The sequence below is a fragment of the Corynebacterium sp. HMSC068H04 genome, assembly GCF_001811255.1.
Classification (GTDB): Bacteria; Actinomycetota; Actinomycetes; order Mycobacteriales; family Mycobacteriaceae; genus Corynebacterium; species Corynebacterium hesseae.
In genome coordinates this window covers 1-19,746 of sequence record NZ_KV804026.1, presented here as the reverse complement: position 1 = coordinate 19,746, position 19,746 = coordinate 1, and the positions used below count along the sequence as shown (strand labels likewise).

Sequence of the window (19,746 nt, the reverse complement as noted above, 5' to 3'; positions counted from 1 at the left end):
ATTGCACTTATGAGCACCAAGTCCAAGGCATACAAGGCTGCTGCTGAGCTGGTAGACCGCTCCCGCCAGTACCGTCCGATCGAGGCCGCCAAGCTGGCCAAGGAGACCTCCTCCAAGAACTTCGACGCTACTGTTGACGTAGTCTTCCGCCTCGGCGTTGACCCGCGCAAGGCTGATCAGCTGGTACGCGGCACCGTTTCCCTGCCGCACGGCACCGGTAAGGATGTTCGCGTGGCCGTCTTCGCCGAGGGCGACAAGGCTGAGGCCGCTAAGGCTGCTGGCGCCGACATCGTGGGCACCGAAGAGCTGATCGCTGCCATCAACGAGGGCAACATCGACTTCGACGTTGCTATCGCCACCCCGGATCAGATGGCCAAGGTTGGCCGCGTTGCCCGCGTCCTGGGCCCGCGTGGTCTCATGCCGAACCCGAAGACCGGCACCGTGACCGCTGACGTGACCAAGGCTGTGGCCGACGTCAAGGGCGGTAAGATCTCCTTCCGCGTGGACAAGGCTTCCAACCTGCACGCCATCATCGGCAAGGCTTCCTTCGACGCTGAGAAGCTGGCTGAGAACTACGGCGCGCTGTACGACGAGATCCTGCGTCTGAAGCCGTCCTCCGCTAAGGGCATCTACGCCAAGAAGATCACCATCTCCACCACCTCCGGCCCGGGCATCCCGGTCGACGCTTCCGTGGAGAAGAACTACACCGACTAATTGATGTCTGTGTTAACGGCGTAAAGGTCCCGGCTCATTCACGAGCCGGGATTTTTTTATTGCCATTTTCCTTGCGTGTCGAATTATTTGTACAGGTCAGAGGGCTAAAAACCACTGACAGGTAAAACACAGGCAGGTTCGATGGGCTTTCAAGGAATGTATCGCATAATAATCCTTGTGCGTTTGAGAGAGGCGCATGAGAGATAGAGAGAACACCCTGAGTCTTGCAGGGCGGGCGGCGTGAGAAACCGCCTGATAGTCAAGACCCCTTGCAACGCGGGTTCCGGAATTATCCGGGGCCCGCGTTGTGCTGTGTGTGCCCCAAGCCAGGTGCTCCCTGCTTGGATTCGGGACATGGGCTTGAGCGGAGATGCATCAGGCCTGGGGCAAACGCGGGCGCTGGATGTAGATGGTTCTAGTCACAAGGTTCTCTTGGGGGCAAACAAACCATCTGGGGGAGCGAAGAAGGTTCGTTTGGGGGCAAGTGAACCTTCTGACTGAAACCTCTTGACGGGAACCTTCTGATGGGAACCATGTGGAAGCGCACCGAGGCCCACTGCCGGTTAAAGGATTAGATGCGTGCGAAGGAATTACGGCCGCGGCTTGCCGTTCATCCAGTACACGGACCAAATGACGTCCTCGCGCGGCACTCCCCAGTCGTGCACCGCCAAAGAGCGCACTTCTTTGGCCAGGTCCCCTTCGCCGGATACCCACACTGAATCCGGCGCTGTGTCCGCAGAGAAACGAGAACTAAGAAGCTGAACGGCGTGGGCGCTGTGTTCCTCGTGCGGGGCGGCGACCATGGTGAGTGAACGAACCTGGCCGCGCCAGGTCTTCTCAAAGCCGTCCTCGATTTCGGAGTCGTCTGCAATTAGTGCAACGACGTCGATGCCACTCAAGGTTTCCGGGAAGGAGGCTTCGTAGTGCTCCAGGATGTGCCACAGTGCGGGGAGAGCGGAGGCGTCCGCGAGCAACAGCTGTGATTTCTTGGGTGCTTGCCACCGTGCTTGCCCGGTATAGATTCCGGCGGTATCCCCGGGTTGGGCCTTGCGGATCCACCGCGAGCCCGGGCCATTATCGCCATGGGTCACCACATCGACATCGATGGTGCAGGCCTCGTGGTTGAGCCTGCGAATTGTGTACCACCGCAACGCCGGGCGAACGTCGTCAGGCAAGCCAGTGACGGCGGCGCGCACATTGGCATCCTCAACTGGGAAGGGCGAAAACTCCTGCCCGTCCTGGGGCATGAGGAGCCCAAAATACTCATCAGGCCCGGCGAGGGGGTAGGAGCCGAAGGCGGGCGAGTGAAAAGTAAGGCGGTGCAGTCGCGGCTTGAGGCGGGTATTCCCGGCGAGGGTAACGGGGAATAAGCGGTGATGCGTCAAAGGAATTGTTCCTAGGTATAAGGGAAATTTGAATCCATCATAAAGCAGAGGTTAGGCTTGCCTCAAATAGATTAGGGGTGTGACGGCTTGTGTGCTCGTTCCCATCGAAGGAAAGGTTGATTCCATGGTTGCTATCCACCGGCGTGCGAAAGCCGTGCTCGCGATTGTCTCGGCGGCAGCGATTGCTCTGACAGGGTGCTCGCGCGGAAGCGGTGAGGACAGTGCGGGTGCAGGCAGCGCTGAGGAGGTGCGGGTTGCCAGCCTGGGGCTTGGCGACGCCGATACTGTCCTCGCGCTCGGAATCACCCCCGTTGCCGTAGCGCCCTGGGGAGCGCAGGGTGATGGTGATCCCTCCGGTGTGGGCCCATGGGCGAAAGAACTTCTGGGAGATGCCCAGCCTGAGGTTATCTATAACACCGCTTCCGGGTTCACGGCCGATGTTCTTGAGCAGGTCACGGCTTCGGACCCCACGCAGATCATTGCTGTCAATCAGGCAGTGGACCAGGAAGCACAGAAATCCCTCGAGGAGATCGCGCCGCTGACCATGAAGCCGGAGGGCTTCGAAGACTGGCAGGTTCCCTGGGAAGAGCAGGTTAAGACCATCGCCTCTGCCGTTGAGAAGGAAGAGGAGGGTGACAAGCTTATTGACAAGGCGCAAGGCGCCTTCGATGAATTCAAGGAATCTCACCCGGAGCTTAACGGCAAACGCGCGGCCATCGTCATGCCCTATGACGGAAAGCTGGGCCTCTACACTTCCGATGATGGCCGCGGTCAATTCATCGAAGACCTTGGCTTTGAGATTCCGCAGGAGCTGGAGGGTGATGGCTCGAGCTTCTTCGTGGACTACGCCCCAGAGAACTACTCCCAGCTCAACAACGTGGACTACCTGTTCGTCTTGGATTACAACGGTGCAGTCGACGAGCTGAAGAAGGATTCGACGTTCCAAGGCCTAGACGTGGTCAAGGATGGCCGCGTCCGCTACCTAGAAACGGATACCGGCAACGCCATGAGCATGCCGAACCCGCTCACCATTCCTTGGGCTGTCGATAAGTTTGAAGAGCAACTCTAAGTGCTCGCATTACCGAGAAACGCCGGGGCCACCCGCGGCGAGCTAGATTCGCGGGGGAGGGGACGCGTGCTCCTCACCAGCGCTCTGGTTGTGGTTTCACTGCTTCTCCTCGCCTGCTCGCTGGTGGTGGGATCGCGGTCCATCGCCTTGTCCGAACTCCTTCCCGCCTTCCTCCATGAAAGCCAGCCGGAGATAGAAAATATCGTGTGGGACTTGCGTATGCCGCGCACCTTCTTGGCGTACTTCGCGGGTGCAGCCATTGCGGTCTCCGGTGTCATCGCCCAGACGTGGACCAAGAACCCCTTGGCCGATCCCGGCTTCATTGGTATCACTGCGGGTGCTTCCTTCCTTGTAGCGCTCGGGACGGCGTTGGGGCTTGCCACCTCGCTGGGGATGCGGACGGCGCTCGCGCTGGTGGGAGCCGGTTTGGCCACGGTAGTGGTTCTGGGAGTTTCCCGGCGGTTTCCTGATTCCCTGACGCTGCTTCTTGTGGGTGCAGGAGTATCGGCTGCCTTAAGTTCTGGCGCCATGCTGATCGGCTTGTATTCCACGGATGTGCTCGACAGCATGCGCCGCTGGACCATCGGCTCCACCTTTGGGCGCGGCCCCGGAGAGGTTGCGATTGCAGCCGGTGGTCTGCTCGTCGGGCTCATCATTGCCGCGAGTGTGGCGCGCCCGCTCGACTTGTTGGCCATGGGTGAGGAATCTTCGGTTGCCTTGGGTAGCTCGCCGGTACTAGCGCGCCGTGGCGCCGCCTTAAGCATCGTTGTCTTGGCCGGATGCGCTACCGCCGCGGCAGGCCCCATCGCTTTCGTGGGATTTGCCGTCCCCCACCTTCTCCGGCGGTGTACAGGGCCGGCGGTTGCCGCCATGATTGCCCCCGCGGCGCTGCTGGGTGGTTGTTCCGTGCTGGCTGCGGATATCTTAGGCCGGCTTATCGCTGGCCCCTCCGAGTTGGAGATGTCCATCGTCCTAGCTTTCGTGGGCGCACCTTTCCTCATCTGGGCCGTGCGCCGAGGGGAGCAGAAGCTATGAGTGATGGGGTGAAGGGGGACGTCGCCAAGCGCCTGCGTTCCCAACAGCGGAAGCGCCAGATATGGATATGGTCAGCCACCTGCTTCTTTGTGCTGGTCGCGGCAGTTTCTTACGTCCTGATGCTCGGACAAGGCCCCGTGGGGCTGAGTCCGGGGCGGGTTCTGGAGATCCTCAACGGTGGTGGGAGCCGAAGCGAAATCCGCGTTGTGTGGGATCTGCGCATGCCCGTAGCGCTAGCAACCCTCATCGTGGGCGCCGCGCTCGGACTGGCGGGGTCGTGGACGCAGTCGATGTCGCGCAATCCGCTGGCCTCCCCCGACATCCTTGGCGTGACCGGTGGGGCTTCGGTGATGGTGGTTATCGGGACGGTGATGTCCCGGCCGCTCCTCGCAGAGGGTGTCTCCGTGTTCTGGTGGCGGGCGGGGCTCGCGCTGCTGGGGGCGGTGTTGGCGGCCATCTTGCTAGTGGCGCTTGGTGGGCTCGGTACGAGCAACCGCATCGTCATCGTCGGCATCGCGCTATCACTGCTCTTTCAAGCCATGGTGGCCTATCTCTTGCGCGCTGCGGAGCTCCTCCGTGCAGCACAGTCCCAGCTGTGGCTGGCGGGAACCACGGGCTTTGTGCGGATGGACGTCATTGTTCCACTTCTCGTAGGACTGGCGCCTTTCGTGTTGCTTGGTTCGTGGCGTGCCCGGGAACTGCCGCTTCTAGCCCATGATGATCTCTCGGCCCTCTCCTTGGGCGTGGACATCACGCGGACGCGCACCGCGCTCCTCATTGCTGCCACCGGAATATGCGCGGTGACCGTATCCGTGGCGGGGCCCATCGGCTTTATCGCGCTGCTGGCCCCACACCTCGGACGCATGATCGCCCGAACCCCTACTCCTTCGCCGGTGGTGTCGTGCGCTGCTGGTGCGGCCCTCTTAAGCGCCTGCGCCGTGGTGGCCGGGGCGCTCCCGATGGACGCGCCGGTGGGTGCTGTGTCCTCAGTGATCGGCGGCACCGCCTTGGTCATCGTGGTGTGGAATGCCGCAAGGCGGAAAGGATGAAAATCATGAACAGTTGCGAGCTGAAGGCCCAAGGCATCCATGCCGGTTATCAAGGTGGGAACGATATTCTCTCCGGGGTTGACCTCGCGGCTCAACCAGGGGAGGTCACCACGCTCATCGGCCCCAATGGCTGCGGGAAATCGACGTTGCTGAAGACCTTGTCGAAGATACTTCGCCCCCGGCAGGGAAGCGTGCGCATCGGTGAGTTGGATGTGCATTCCATGAGCCCGAAGGAAGCGGCGGCCCATGTGGCCTTGCTTCCCCAGCACCCGATGGCGCCGGATGGGCTGCGCGTCGGCGAGCTCGTCGCCCGCGGGCGGTACGCGCACCTTGGGTGGGGAAGGGGACTGTCAGCGCAGGACCACGAGATCATCGCGCAGGCCTGCGTGGAGACTGGCATTACTGACTTCATCGACCGTGACATCGCGGCGCTCTCGGGTGGCCAGCGTCAGCGGGTGTGGCTCGCGTTGGCTTTGGCTCAGGACGCGCCGGTGCTGCTTCTCGACGAGCCCACGACCTTCCTCGATCCCGCCCACGCGATGGGTGTCTTGGAGCTCGTCCGCAAGCAAGCGCGCGCTGGGAAGACGGTCGTCGTCGTGCTGCACGACCTCATGTTGGCTGGGCAGTTCTCAGACACCATGGTGGTCATGAACAACGGCGAGATCATCGCGCGGGGCACGCCGCAGCAGGCGTTGACGAAAGAGGTCCTGGCGGCGGCCTATGGCATCGATGTGGACATCTGGGAGGATCCTCGCAGCGATGCCCCCGTCATCGTTCCGCGCGGTGTGCTCAAGAACTAAAGGGCACTAAGGCAAAGCCCCAGGACCGCGATTTGGAGTTGGCCCGTGCGGGCTGTAGAGTACCTAGCGAAGTTTGAACGGCCCCGAAGTGGTCGAGTCAAGGTTCACCGAAGACCGTCGGTCATCCGGAATATCGGATCGAAGGTTCCTCGCTCTAGAGGGCGGCCCACGCAGGAGACACTTTGCGAATTACCGCGGATTTCCGCGCGCGCCCTGTGCTCTTGCACGGGGCTTTTGTTATTTCGGTTGTCGTTAACGACAACCGAGGTGGGAAAGGTCCCGGCGGAAAACACAAGAGATGTTTCGAAAGGAGGCGTAGTAGAAAATGGCAAACCCGAAGAACACCGCAGACCTGGCAAAGCTGAAGGAGAAGCTCGAAGGCGCTAACTCCATCGTGCTCACCGAGTACCGTGGCCTGACCGTGGGTCAGCTCCAGGAGCTGCGTAACAACCTCGGCTTTGACGTTGAGTACTCCGTCGCCAAGAACACCCTTTTCAAGATCGCTGCCAACGAAGCTGGCATCGAGGGTCTTGACGAGCAGCTGACTGGCCCGACCGCTATTGCGTTCATCAAGGGCGAGGCAGTGGATGCTGCGAAGGTCATCACCAAGTTTGCTGATGACAACAAGGCACTCGTTATCAAGGGTGGCTACATGGACGGCGACGCTCTGTCTGCCGACCAGGTTGAGGCCATCGCCAAGCTGGACAACCGCGAGACCACTCTCGCAAAGCTGGCTGGCGCCATGAAGGGTTCTATGGCAAAGGCTGCCGCCGTATTCAACGCTCCTGCAACCAAGATGGTCCGCACCGCTGCGGCCCTGCAGGACAAGAAGGCTGCGGAAGCTTAAGACGCCAACTAAAGGCGCACAACTTAAACACACACACTTTTCTGGCCGCCTAGGGTGGCCAGGCACAATGAGAAAGGATGCCAATCATGGCTAAGCTCACCAAGGACGAGCTTATTGAAGCTTTCAAGGAAATGACCCTCATCGAGCTCTCCGAGTTCGTTAAGGAATTCGAGGAGGTCTTCGACGTTGAGGCCGCTGCTCCGGTTGCTGCCGTTGCTGCTGGTGCCCCGGCTGCCGGCGGTGCTGCTGAGGAAGAGAAGACCGAGTTCGACGTCGTTCTGACCGACGCTGGCGCTAAGAAGATCGGCGTTATTAAGGCTGTCCGCGAGATCGTCTCCGGCCTGGGCCTGAAGGAAGCTAAGGAGCTCGTTGAGTCCGCTCCGAAGGCTATCCTCGAGGGTGCTTCCAAGGACGACGCTGAGGCTGCTAAGGCTAAGCTCGAAGAGGCTGGCGCTTCCGTCGAGCTCAAGTAATTCACCTGAATTACTCAGCTTTCCCGCGCGGCACTCTCGCTGCGCGCCAACAACCCCGTTCCGCTTTTACGCGGTGCGGGGTTGTTCCCGTTTTGATGGGTCCCCCGGATTCTAAGGATTGCGTGTCAGATCTTGACACTAGGGTCAAAAGGAGACACTATTGGGGTGTGCAGTTTCGGCGTAGAAGTCTCGAGCGGTTCCATCAGGATGGTGTGCCGCCGCGATATATTCCATCGGAATTGCGTTCAGTAGTGCGCCGCAAGTTACTTATGATTGGGCGGTCTGTAAATGTCACGGACCTTCGGATTCCACCAGCAAACCGGTTGGAGCGGCTCAAGGGTGACCTTGAGGGCTACTACTCAATTCGCGTCAACTCGCAGTGGCGCATCATATTCAAGTGGACACCCGAAGGAGCTGTTGACGTTGACTTTATCGACTACCACTGAAGCACGCGCTCATGTTGATGTTGTTCCCGTTCCGCATCCCGGAGAGATCCTTCTCCTAGAATTCCTCAAACCCTGCGGAATAACCCAGTATCGCCTGGCCAGTGACATTGGCACTACCCGTTCCCAAGTTTCCAAAATTACCCGCGGGGCGCTCGGTATCAGTGCCGATATGGCTTTGCGTTTGTCGGCTTACTTTGGGAATTCCGCGGAGTTCTGGCTCGGACTCCAAGAGGAATACGATCTGTGGAAAGCTCGCCAGACTACGGACACCAGCGCCATCGTTCCGTGGAATCACAAAGAAGAATCTGCTTCTCGTTCATAGGATTCGCTCAATCGTGCTCACCTCGGGGTTGGTGCACCCGCACCGTAGCTGCACAAAACTGAAACGCACCCTCCGGGGAAATGTGTTTTGAACAAACGAATCGGTAGGATAAGCCACCATGCTGCCCAAGTCCCGCATCTTCTCCGTCCTCCTGCTCGGCCTCGGCGTTGCGCTGATCGCTGCCGGCCTGGCGGCGTCGAGCTTCTTGAGCTTTAGCCCGCGCTTGCCGCTGGATATCAAGAACACCACGTGGACGATGCAGGATGACAGCGCCACCGCGCAGGCGCTGTCCGCAGAGGGCGTTACGCAGTACGAGGGGCCGATGACCTATCAGCTCAACCTGGACATCCAGGATCCAGCGGACAAGGACACCGCAACGCTGCGAGTGGGGGAGTCCGCCATCCGCGGCGGCACGGGCAACGTGGAGGACTTGAGCTTTGCCCGTGTATGGAACTACCCCGTCGATCGCCTCAGCGGTGAGGCCACGGGCCCGGCGGCGCTCTCCCACACTATGGGCTCGCCCACGGCGGAAGTTCCCGTCGAGGTCTACTGGCTGAAGCTGCCCGCCAATGCTGAGCAGACCACCTACCCGGTTTTCGACCCGGTGCTGCGCAAGGCGGCCGACGCCGTCTTCGAGGAATCCCTCGACATCGACGGCCGCACGGTCTACCGCTACCACCAAGAAGTGGAGCCGACCAACGTGGCTACCCTCTATGCCGGCAACACGACCACCACGCTGAGCAATGAAGACGGCTCCACCGAGCAGGGCTACCTCTTCCACGCCGCAACCCGCGACCTCTTCGTGGACCAGGCCACCGGACTCGTCGTGGGTATGGACGTCGATATCAAGGACTATTGGGCAGACCGCGAGGGCAACGAGCGCGAGGTGCAGTTCGCCTTCAACGGTGCGACCGATGAGGAATCCCGAGCGGAGCTGCTCCAGCAAGCTGAGTGCTTCCCGCGGAGTGCTGTGGGGCAGTGGGTGCGCTGGGGTGGCCTCGGCATTGGTGCGCTTCTGGTGCTGCTTGGGGCGCTGGGCGCTTTTCGCCGCCCCACCAACCGCCACTCCCGCTAGCCGCGCGTGCTAGCGGCCCGCGCGTGCGGATCTGCGTAGCGACACGCCGGCGGCACGTTTCGCCTTTACAAGGCCGCCATTATGCTATAGGCTATTTCGTTGCGCTGGAATCTGGATCTTTAGTGCACATTTAGCCTTTCGAGCGGTGATGGCAAAACCGACTTGACAAGGTGATTTTGTGCATTCTAAACCCAGTCGTTCCACAGCAGACCGAATGCTAAATCTACCAGCGGTTTTGCACCTCACCGGCCAGGGTGGGGAGGCAATCCGCCAGAGGTACTGGAAGGACCCATCTTGGCAGTCTCCCGCCAGACCAAGTCAGTGGCCAACATCCCTGGAGCCCCGAAGCGATACTCCTTCGCTAAAATCAGCGAGCCCATCGCTGTCCCGGGCCTCCTTGATCTACAACTCGATTCTTACGCGTGGCTCATCGGCACCCCCGAGTGGCGCGAGCGCGAGCAGGCAGAGCGCGGCGAAGACGCACGCGTGACGAGCGGCCTTGAGGATATCCTCGAGGAGCTTTCTCCGATCCAGGATTACTCGGGCAACATGTCCCTGTCCCTGTCGGAGCCTCGCTTCGAGCCGGTGAAGAACACCGTGGACGAGTGCAAAGAGAAGGACATCAACTACTCGGCGCCACTGTACGTCACCGCAGAATTCATCAACAACGACACCCAGGAGATTAAGTCCCAGACCGTCTTCATCGGCGATTTCCCGATGATGACTGAGAAGGGCACCTTCATCGTCAACGGCACCGAGCGCGTTATCGTCTCGCAGCTCGTGCGTTCCCCGGGTGTGTACTTCGACCAGACCATCGACAAGTCCACCGAGCGCCCGCTGCACTCCGTGAAGGTCATTCCTTCCCGCGGTGCGTGGCTCGAGTTTGACGTCGACAAGCGCGACACCGTTGGCGTGCGCATCGACCGCAAGCGTCGCCAGCCGGTCACCGTGCTGCTCAAGGCCCTGGGTTGGTCCGAGGAGCAGATCAAGGAGCGCTTCGGCTTCTCCGAGCTCATGATGTCCACCCTCGAGTCCGATGGCGTGGCCAACACCGACGAGGCTCTGCTGGAGATCTACCGCAAGCAGCGCCCGGGCGAGCAGCCCACGCGCGACCTCGCGCAGGCACTGCTGGATAACTCCTTCTTCCGCGCCAAGCGCTACGACCTGGCCAAGGTTGGCCGCTACAAGGTCAACCGCAAGCTCGGCCTGGGCGGTGACCACGACGGTCTGATGACCCTGACCGAGGAAGACATCGCCGTCACCCTCGAGTACCTCGTGCGCCTGCACGCCGGTGAGCGTGAGATGAAGGCCCCGAACGGTGAGATGATCGCCATCCACACCGACGACATCGACCACTTTGGTAACCGTCGTCTGCGCACCGTGGGCGAGCTCATCCAGAACCAGGTCCGCGTGGGCCTGTCCCGCATGGAGCGCGTCGTCCGCGAGCGCATGACCACCCAGGACGCGGAGTCGATTACCCCGACCTCCCTGATTAACGTCCGCCCGGTCTCCGCCGCCATCCGCGAGTTCTTCGGTACCTCCCAGCTCTCGCAGTTCATGGACCAGAACAACTCCCTGTCCGGTCTGACCCACAAGCGCCGCCTGTCCGCGCTGGGCCCGGGCGGTCTGTCCCGTGAGCGCGCCGGCATCGAGGTGCGAGACGTTCACGCTTCGCACTACGGCCGCATGTGCCCGATTGAGACCCCTGAGGGTCCGAACATTGGTCTGATCGGTTCCCTGGCTTCCTATGCCCGCGTCAACGCTTTCGGCTTCATCGAGACCCCGTACCGCAAGGTTGTGGACGGCAAGGTCACCGACCAGGTGGAGTACCTCACCGCCGATGAAGAGGATCGCTACGCCATCGCGCAGGCCGAGGTTGAGAAGGCTGCCGACGGCACCCTGACCGGCGACCGCATCGAGGTCCGCCTCAAGGACGGCGATATCGGCGTGACCGACGCCGCCGGCGTTGACTACGTTGACGTTTCCCCGCGCCAGATGGTCTCCGTGGCTACCGCCATGATTCCGTTCCTCGAGCACGACGACGCTAACCGTGCCCTCATGGGCGCGAACATGCAGCGCCAGGCCGTGCCGCTGGTTCGCTCCGAGGCCCCGTACGTGGGCACCGGTATGGAGCAGCGCGCTGCCTACGATGCTGGTGACCTCATCATCACCCCGAAGGCGGGCGTGGTGGAGAACGTCACCGCGGACCTCATCACCATCATGGATGACGAGGGCCAGCGCGATACTTACATGCTGCGCAAGTTCGAACGCACTAACCAGAACACCAACTACAACCAGACCCCGTTGGTCTCCCTGGGTGAGCGCGTCGAGGCAGGCCAGGTGCTTGCCGACGGCCCCGGTACCCACAACGGTGAGATGTCCCTCGGCCGCAACCTGCTGGTTGCCTTCATGCCGTGGGAAGGCCACAACTACGAGGACGCCATCATCCTCAACCAGCGCATCGTGGAGGAGGACATCCTCACCTCGATTCACATCGAGGAGCACGAGATCGATGCTCGCGATACCAAGCTGGGCCCGGAGGAGATCACCCGCGAGATCCCGAACGTCTCCGATGACGTTCTGCGTGACCTCGACGAGCGCGGCATCGTCCGCATCGGCGCCGACGTCCGCGCGGGCGACATCCTCGTTGGTAAGGTCACCCCGAAGGGTGAGACCGAGCTGACCCCGGAGGAGCGCCTCCTGCGCGCCATCTTCGGTGAGAAGGCCCGCGAGGTCCGCGATACCTCCATGAAGGTGCCGCACGGTGAGACCGGTAAGGTCATCGGCGTCTCCCGCTTCTCCCGCGAGGATGACGACGACCTGGCCCCGGGCGTCAACGAAATGATCCGCGTCTACGTGGCTCAGAAGCGCAAGATCCAGGACGGCGATAAGCTCGCCGGCCGCCACGGCAACAAGGGCGTTGTGGGCAAGATCCTCCCGCCGGAAGATATGCCGTTCATGGAGGATGGCACCCCGGTGGACATCATCCTGAACACCCACGGTGTGCCGCGTCGTATGAACATCGGCCAGGTGCTCGAGGTTCACCTCGGCTGGCTGGCACACGCCGGTTGGAAGATCGACACCGAGGATCCGGCCAACGCCGAGCTGCTCAAGACCCTGCCGGAAGAGCTTTACGACGTCCCGCCGGAGTCCCTGACCGCAACCCCGGTCTTCGACGGTGCCACCAACGAGGAGATCTCTCGCCTGCTGGCTTCCTCCAAGCCGAACCGCGATGGTGACGTCATGGTGGATGAGCACGGTAAGGCCCGCCTCTTCGACGGCCGCTCCGGTGAGCCGTACATGTACCCGGTTTCCGTCGGCTACATGTACATGCTCAAGCTGCACCACCTCGTCGACGAGAAGATCCACGCCCGCTCCACCGGCCCGTACTCCATGATTACCCAGCAGCCGCTGGGTGGTAAGGCGCAGTTCGGTGGCCAGCGCTTCGGTGAGATGGAGGTGTGGGCAATGCAGGCATACGGCGCTGCCTACACCCTGCAGGAGCTCCTGACCATCAAGTCCGATGACGTGGTCGGCCGCGTCAAGGTCTACGAGGCCATTGTCAAGGGTGACAACATCCCGGATCCGGGTATTCCGGAGTCCTTCAAGGTCCTCCTCAAGGAGCTGCAGTCCCTCTGCCTGAACGTGGAGGTTCTCTCCACCGACGGCACCCCGATGGAACTGTCTGGCTCCGACGATGATGACATGGACGGCGCTCCGTCCCTGGGCATTAACCTGTCCCGCGACGAGCGCTCCGACGCAGACATCGCCTAGCTTCTTGGTCCGCCGCTTTTACTGGCGGCGGGCATAACGAAACACCACCTACATACAAAGCCATCAACTTCCCCCTGACGGGGGATGAAAGGGAGACATTACGTGTTTGACGTAAATCTCTTCGACGAGCTCCGCATCGGGCTGGCCACGGCCGAGGACATCCGTCGCTGGTCCAAGGGCGAGGTCAAGAAACCCGAGACCATTAACTACCGCACCCTCAAGCCGGAGAAGGACGGCCTCTTCTGTGAGCGCATCTTCGGCCCAACCCGCGACTGGGAGTGCTCCTGCGGTAAGTACAAGCGCGTGCGCTACAAGGGCATCATCTGTGAGCGCTGTGGCGTCGAGGTGACCAAGTCCAAGGTGCGCCGTGAGCGCATGGGCCACATCGAGCTGGCCGCGCCGGTTACCCACATCTGGTACTTCAAGGGCGTTCCTTCCCGCCTGGGCTACCTGCTGGACCTGGCTCCGAAGGACCTTGAGCGCATCATCTACTTCGCTGCCAACATCATCACCTCCGTGGACGAGGAAGCTCGCCACAATGATCAGTCCACTCTGGAAGCAGAGATGCTGCTGGAGAAGAAGGACGTGGAGGATGACGTCGAGGCAGAGATCGCTGAGCGCGCTGCCAAGCTCGAGCAGGATCTGGCTGAGCTGGAGGCCGCCGGCGCCAAGGCCGACGCCCGCCGCAAGGTCCAGAACGCTGCCGACAAGGAAATGCAGCACATCCGCGAGCGCGGTGAGCGCGAGGTTGCTCGCCTCGACGAAATCTGGAACACCTTCATCAAGCTGGCTCCGAAGCAGATGATCATCGATGAGACCATCTACGAAGAGCTCGTTGACCGCTACGAGGATTACTTCACCGGCGGCATGGGTGCTGAGGCCATCCAGACCCTCATCCGCAACTTCGACCTCGAGGCTGAGGCTGAGGTTCTCAAGGAGATCATCAACAACGGCAAGGGCCAGAAGAAGATGCGTGCCCTCAAGCGCCTGAAGGTCGTCGCGGCCTTCCTGCGTTCGGGCAATGACCCGGCCGGCATGGTGCTCGATGCCATCCCGGTAATCCCGCCGGAGCTGCGCCCGATGGTGCAGCTGGACGGTGGCCGCTTCGCCACCTCCGATCTCAACGACCTCTACCGTCGCGTGATCAACCGCAACAACCGCCTCAAGCGCATGATCGACCTCGGTGCTCCCGAGATCATCGTGAACAACGAGAAGCGCATGCTGCAGGAGTCCGTCGACGCCCTCTTCGACAACGGCCGTCGCGGCCGTCCGGTCACCGGCCCGGGCAACCGCCCGCTGAAGTCCCTGTCTGACCTGCTCAAGGGTAAGCAGGGCCGCTTCCGCCAGAACCTGCTGGGTAAGCGCGTGGACTACTCCGGCCGTTCCGTGATTATTGTTGGTCCGCAGCTCAAGCTGCACGAGTGTGGTCTGCCGAAGCTCATGGCTCTGGAGCTGTTCAAGCCCTTCGTCATGAAGCGTCTGGTTGAGAACGATTACGCGCAGAACATCAAGTCCGCCAAGCGCATGGTGGAGCGCCAGCGCCCCGAGGTGTGGGACGTCCTCGAAGAGGCCATCTCCGAGCACCCGGTGATGCTGAACCGTGCACCGACCCTGCACCGCCTGGGTATCCAGGCCTTCGAGCCGAAGCTCGTCGAAGGTAAGGCCATCCAGCTGCACCCGCTGGCTTGTGAGGCTTTCAACGCCGACTTCGACGGTGACCAGATGGCAGTCCACCTGCCGCTGTCCGCCGAGGCACAGGCTGAGGCACGCGTCCTCATGCTGGCGTCCAATAACATTCTGTCCCCGGCCTCCGGTAAGCCGCTGGCTATGCCGCGTCTGGATATGGTTACCGGCCTGTACTACCTCACCATGGACAAGGGTGAGGACGAGATCGGCGGCGAGGGCCGTTACCGCCCCGCCACGGAGGATCGTCCAGAGCAGGGCGTGTACTCCTCCTACGCGGAGGCCATCATGGCCCGTGACCGCGGCGTTCTTGGCCTGCAGGCCCCGATCAAGGTCCGCATCTCCCACCTGCGTCCGCCGGCAGACATCGAGGCCGAGCACTTCCCGGATGGTTGGCAGAAGGGCCAGGCATGGCTGGCTGAAACCACCCTGGGCCGCATCATGTTCAACGACCTGTTGCCGTGGAACTACCCGTACCTCGAGGGCGTCATGGTCCGTAAGGGCGGCGCCGGCAACAAGATGCTGCTCGGTGACGTCATTAATGACCTCGCCGCGAAGTACCCGATGATCACCGTTGCCCAGGTTCTGGACAAGATGAAGGACGCTGGCTTCTACTGGGCCACCCGTTCCGGCGTGACCATCACCATGCACGACGTGCTGGTTCTGCCGAACAAGCACGAGGTGCTCGAGTCCTACGAGAAGGAGGCCGAGCGCATCGAGCGCAAGTACTGGGAGCAGGGTGCTCTGACCGAGCGCGAGCGCTACGACCGCCTGGTCGAGCTGTGGAAGGACGCCACGGACACCGTGGGTAACGCCGTCGAGGAGCTGTACCCCGACGACAACCCGATTCCGATGATCGTGAAGTCCGGTGCTGCCGGTAACATGCGTCAGATCTGGACCCTGGCCGGTATGAAGGGCATGGTTGTGAACTCCAAGGGTGACTACATCACCCGTCCGATTAAGACCTCCTTCCGCGAAGGCCTGTCGGTTCTGGAGTACTTCAACAACTCGCACGGTTCCCGTAAGGGCCTGGCCGATACCGCTCTGCGTACCGCTGACTCCGGCTACCTCACCCGTCGTCTGGTGGACGTGGCGCAGGACGTCATCGTCCGCGAGGAGGACTGTGGCACCCGTCAGGGCGTGCGCGTCCCGCTCGGCGTCGAGATCGCCAAAGGTTCCTACGACCTGCACGAGCTGTGGGAGACCTCCGCATCCGGCCGCGTCGTGGCTAACGACGTCAAGGATGAAAACGGTGAGGTTATCGCCGAGGCAGGCGCCGACCTGACCGAGGAGCTCAGCCGCAAGATCGTCAACGCTGGCGTTCTGGAGATCAAGGTCCGCTCCGTGCTGACCTGCCAGACTCCGGCCGGTGTCTGCGCCAAGTGCTACGGCAAGTCCATGGCCTCCGGCAAGCTCGTCGATATCGGCGAGGCAGTCGGCATCGTGGCCGCACAATCCATTGGTGAGCCGGGTACCCAGCTGACCATGCGTACCTTCCACCAGGGTGGTGTCGGTGGCGATATTACCGGCGGTCTGCCGCGTGTTCAGGAGCTCTTCGAGGCCCGTAACCCGAAGAACCGCGCTCCTATCGCTTCCGTCGACGGCACCGTGTCCCTGTCCGATGAGGGCAACTTCTGGACCCTGACCATCACCCCGGATGATGGCTCTGACAATGTTGTCTACGAGAAGCTGTCGAAGCGTCAGGGCCTGGCTCAGGTCCGCCGTCCGATGGAGTCCAACCCGGACGCCATGATTGAGCGCTCCCTGCGCGACGGTGACCACGTCAGCACCGGTGACCGCCTCATGCGTGGTGCGGCTGACCCGCACGACGTGCTGGAGGTCCTCGGCCGCCGCGGTGTGGAGAAGCACCTCATCGACGAGGTCCAGGCCGTCTACCGTGCACAGGGTGTGGCCATCCACGACAAGCACATCGAGATCATCATCCGCCAGATGCTGCGTCGCGGTACCGTCATTGACGCTGGTACCACCGACTTGCTGCCGGGCAACCTCATTGACCTCTCTGAGGCCAAGCAGGTTAACGCCGCCCAGGTTGCTGAGGGCGGCCAGCCGGCTCAGCTGCGCAGTGAGATCATGGGTATCACCAAGGCCTCGCTGGCTACGGAGTCTTGGCTGTCCGCGGCCTCCTTCCAGGAGACCACGCGCGTGCTTACCGACGCCGCTATCAACAAGCGCTCGGATCAGCTCATTGGTCTGAAGGAGAACGTCATCATCGGTAAGCTGATTCCAGCCGGTACGGGTATTTCCCGCTACCGCAACATCAGCGTCAAGCCGACTGAGGCCGCACGCAATGCTGCGTACTCCATCCCGACCTACGGTGATTCCATCTACGGCGACGATGGCTTTGGTGAGTTCACCGGTGCTTCTGTCCCGCTGGAGGAGGACTACACCTTCTAGGTGTAAAGCCGCGTGAGGCGCGCCGAAGTTAACCAATAAAGGCTGTCTTTCCGCTACCCTCGTCACTGCCCCCCTTAAACAGGGTAGTGGCGGGGGTATTTTATTTGGGGCCAAAGTTACAAACATAAAGAACCCTGTGAGCACCATGAACATTGGGACTGCCTGTGGCCTGCAAGTTTAGAATTTCTCATCAACGGAATAGCCAAGACGTGCATGGACACCGTTAATCATGGGCAAATTTTGCCCTTGCAGAGGGTGGCGGGGGGCGGGTAACGTCTCAGGTTGAGTCCAGTTTGCCTTCAGGAACGCTGAAGATGCTTCCAAATCTAACCGAGGGCGGACTGCTGACCGATTCCCTAATCGTTCTCATGAAAGGATTCTTCATGGATATGAAGAGTTTCAACGGTTCTGCTCGTCGCCGCGGCACGACGATTGCAGCCGCCGCTCTTTCCGTCGCTATGGTTGCGCCCTTCGTCCACCCGGTAGTCAGCCCGGCTTCTTCGCCGGCTGCTATCGCTCGGGAGGCAGCAGCCGGTCAGGATCGCAGTGTAGATACCCGAGGCACCTCGGAGGCCACTGCCATTAAGGCAGACGGCACTTGGGGTCAGAAGCAGGGCTACCAAGGCACGGTTTTCCTAAATCGTGATGGCCGCGTGTACACAAAGGATGACGCCGACGAAGCTATGGCGGGTGTCAAGGTCTTCCTGCAGTATGTCAACGGCAAGGGTCAAGTTTCGCCTATCTACTACACCACCTCTGATTCTGAGGGCAAGTTCGTCTTCGACTTGTCCAAAGCACCGAAGGATGGCCTAGGCAGACCAATCGAGTTCAAGCTGTCTGGTGATGGGAAGTTCCAGGTCCGTACGTGGGCTGCGAACCCAGATCCAGCAAAGTATATGACGGTTGCCGGTGGAGACATGTACAGTGGACGCTTCCACAACCGTTTGACCCGTGTATGGGAGAGTTGGGATTTTACGGCTGGCATTAACCGCATTGTGGGTGCCAAGGTTATATTCCAAGAGCGTTCAAACCTTGACGGTTGGCTTGCCAAGCCGGAAGCGGAGTGGACCGAGGCGCCGACGGCCGATAAGCAATGGCCCGAAACTGGTATCTATGGCCGCGCGCATGGCGAAGGATGGTGGGAGAACAATGAAGGAGGGGGAGGGATACCGGACTATTACTCCAAGGACTCTCAGGACCGTGCCGCGACCAATGTCAAGGTTGTTGGTTCTTATGTCAATGATGAGGTAGCGCGTGAGTTTGATGCTTGGAAAGACGCTCACAAGGGGCATAGCCGCGAGCAATTCCGTGTTGCGCAAAAGGAAATTGTCGATGCATACCAAGCCAAGCATGGCGTTGGCTCCCACATTGCTGAGTCCCGAGTGGCTTATGTAAAAGATGATGGCTCTTTCTACCTGCCGTTCGCTGGCTTGTACGGTACAAGCCGCGACAAAAAGGGGAACAAGGTAACTGAAGAGGAATGGGGTAAAGTTGTCCCCCCAGAGGATGAAAACCACAACAGCCTCACGCAGTGGGACGGTACCTCCTTAACGAAGCGCACGCGTCACATCAACAGTGACTACATGTACCTGTACCCAGTAGTTGGCGACAACCGCGAGGTTTGGAATGCTAACTATCCGGACAATATGTTCCAGAGCCCTACAGCCCCATTGAACGGCAGGGACGAGGCAGGCCGCAACATCTGGAAGCAGAATTTCGCACTGCTGACTCCGCGCCCCATCCACGACGTGTTCAACTACGATAACGCGTCCGCTATTGCAGCTCCTGGTGACACTGCGAAGTCGAAGACGACTGGTCTGGTCCCCAACCAGCAGTACGCTATTGAGTGGTTTGCAGACGGTGAATCTACTGGTGAGATTTGCACTGTCACGGCTAACGATCTTGGTGAATTGGAGTCGTGCGACTTCACGGTCCCGAATGATCTCTCCAAGCCGACTGTGTACTCTTCTCAGGTCTTCTCTGCCGATGCTTCGGGTAAGCCAACGGGCACGCTCCTTTTGGCTGACTCCTTCTTGGCAGACCCGACCGTCGTTAAGTACGACGAGACCAAGGGAACAGCCAAGGAAAAGGACCTTGAAGTAAAACCTTCCTTCGACAATCCGAAAACTGATGCCGAAGAGAAGATGCCGGAAGGTGCATCCTTCGCGTTCGCTGATCCTGCTGCCGCTAAAGCCTTGGGCCTGGACATTAATCCTAAGACCGGCGCAATCACCTGGCCTAAAGATAAGCAGGTTGAAGGTGAAAACTCGGCACTCGTAAAGGTCACGTGGACGCCTGCCGAGGGCGCTGACCCGGTTACCCGCGAAGTACCGGCGAAGTTTGACCTGAAGGCACCTGCTGCGAAGGACAAGGACGCAGACAAGTATGACCCGAAGGGTAAGCCTCAGACTGTAAAGGTTGGTGAGACTCCGAAGGCTGAGGATTCGATTGAGAATCCTGGTGAGTTGCCGGAGGGTACCAAGTTTGAGTTCAAGGAGCCGGTTGATACCAAGACGAAGGGTGAGAAGGATGCCATTGTTGTGGTGACTTACCCGGATGGTTCGACTGATGAGGTTCCGGTGAAGATCACCGTGACTGAGAAGGACGTCCCCCCAACTCCGAACCCGGATGCTTCTGTGGTGACGGATAAGAAGACCGT

The 19,746-nt window shown here is 60.7% G+C and carries 14 protein-coding genes; 13 read left to right on the top strand and 1 reads right to left on the bottom strand.

Translation table 11 applies throughout. The features are described 5' to 3' along the window. The first annotated feature begins 9 nt into the window (after nucleotides 1-9). Nucleotides 10-714 (top strand): 50S ribosomal protein L1, encoded by a 705-nt coding sequence (gene rplA, locus HMPREF2792_RS11980; protein ID WP_070520973.1) that lies wholly within the window; start codon nucleotides 10-12, stop codon nucleotides 712-714. A 590-nt stretch (nucleotides 715-1,304) separates the two neighbouring features. Here rplA and HMPREF2792_RS11975 read toward each other — a convergent pair. Continuing rightward, entirely contained in the window at nucleotides 1,305-2,099 is a 795-nt protein-coding gene (locus tag HMPREF2792_RS11975; RefSeq protein ID WP_070533892.1) for a siderophore-interacting protein, read from the bottom strand. A 124-nt stretch (nucleotides 2,100-2,223) separates the two neighbouring features. Between HMPREF2792_RS11975 and HMPREF2792_RS11970 the strand changes: the two genes are divergently transcribed. The 12 genes from HMPREF2792_RS11970 to HMPREF2792_RS13400 all read left to right on the top strand — a co-directional run. Then, nucleotides 2,224-3,168, top strand: coding sequence for an ABC transporter substrate-binding protein (locus HMPREF2792_RS11970; protein WP_070534058.1), 945 nt, complete (start codon nucleotides 2,224-2,226; stop codon nucleotides 3,166-3,168). A gap of 66 nt (nucleotides 3,169-3,234) precedes the next feature. After that, entirely contained in the window at nucleotides 3,235-4,203 is a 969-nt protein-coding gene (locus HMPREF2792_RS11965; RefSeq protein WP_118781230.1) for a FecCD family ABC transporter permease, read from the top strand. Further along, nucleotides 4,200-5,252, top strand: coding sequence for a FecCD family ABC transporter permease (locus tag HMPREF2792_RS11960; RefSeq protein WP_070533890.1), 1,053 nt, complete (start codon nucleotides 4,200-4,202; stop codon nucleotides 5,250-5,252). The genes HMPREF2792_RS11965 and HMPREF2792_RS11960 overlap by 4 nt, the downstream gene beginning before the upstream one ends. A 5-nt stretch (nucleotides 5,253-5,257) precedes the next feature. After that, nucleotides 5,258-6,052 (top strand): ABC transporter ATP-binding protein, encoded by a 795-nt coding sequence (locus HMPREF2792_RS11955; protein ID WP_070533888.1) that lies wholly within the window; start codon nucleotides 5,258-5,260, stop codon nucleotides 6,050-6,052. Nucleotides 6,053-6,377: 325 nt separating this feature from the next. Beyond that, nucleotides 6,378-6,899, top strand: coding sequence for a 50S ribosomal protein L10 (gene rplJ / locus HMPREF2792_RS11950; protein WP_070533886.1), 522 nt, complete (start codon nucleotides 6,378-6,380; stop codon nucleotides 6,897-6,899). Between the two features lie 86 nt (nucleotides 6,900-6,985). Next, entirely contained in the window at nucleotides 6,986-7,372 is a 387-nt protein-coding gene (rplL, locus tag HMPREF2792_RS11945) for a 50S ribosomal protein L7/L12 (protein ID WP_070520955.1), read from the top strand. Between the two features lie 95 nt (nucleotides 7,373-7,467). Beyond that, complete coding sequence (locus HMPREF2792_RS11940) at nucleotides 7,468-7,818, top strand: type II toxin-antitoxin system RelE/ParE family toxin (protein ID WP_232748548.1); 351 nt, start codon at nucleotides 7,468-7,470, stop codon at nucleotides 7,816-7,818. Further along, the gene (locus HMPREF2792_RS12800; protein WP_318260993.1) at nucleotides 7,796-8,140 is read left to right on the top strand and encodes a HigA family addiction module antitoxin; all 345 of its coding nucleotides are present in this window, start codon (nucleotides 7,796-7,798) and stop codon (nucleotides 8,138-8,140) included. The genes HMPREF2792_RS11940 and HMPREF2792_RS12800 overlap by 23 nt, the downstream gene beginning before the upstream one ends. Nucleotides 8,141-8,258: 118 nt before the next feature. Continuing rightward, a complete protein-coding gene (locus HMPREF2792_RS11935) occupies nucleotides 8,259-9,215 on the top strand; it encodes a cell envelope lipid trafficking protein PgfA (protein ID WP_070533884.1) in 957 nt (318 codons plus the stop codon). A 294-nt stretch (nucleotides 9,216-9,509) separates the two neighbouring features. After that, nucleotides 9,510-12,989: a DNA-directed RNA polymerase subunit beta gene (locus HMPREF2792_RS11930; RefSeq protein ID WP_070520944.1), complete on the top strand. Its 3,480-nt coding sequence runs from the start codon at nucleotides 9,510-9,512 to the stop codon at nucleotides 12,987-12,989. A gap of 102 nt (nucleotides 12,990-13,091) precedes the next feature. Then, entirely contained in the window at nucleotides 13,092-17,087 is a 3,996-nt protein-coding gene (locus HMPREF2792_RS11925) for a DNA-directed RNA polymerase subunit beta' (protein ID WP_070533882.1), read from the top strand. A 383-nt stretch (nucleotides 17,088-17,470) separates the two neighbouring features. Next, a partial coding sequence (locus HMPREF2792_RS13400) for a Rib/alpha-like domain-containing protein (protein WP_304439944.1) occupies nucleotides 17,471-19,746 on the top strand: 2,276 nt, incomplete at its 3' end.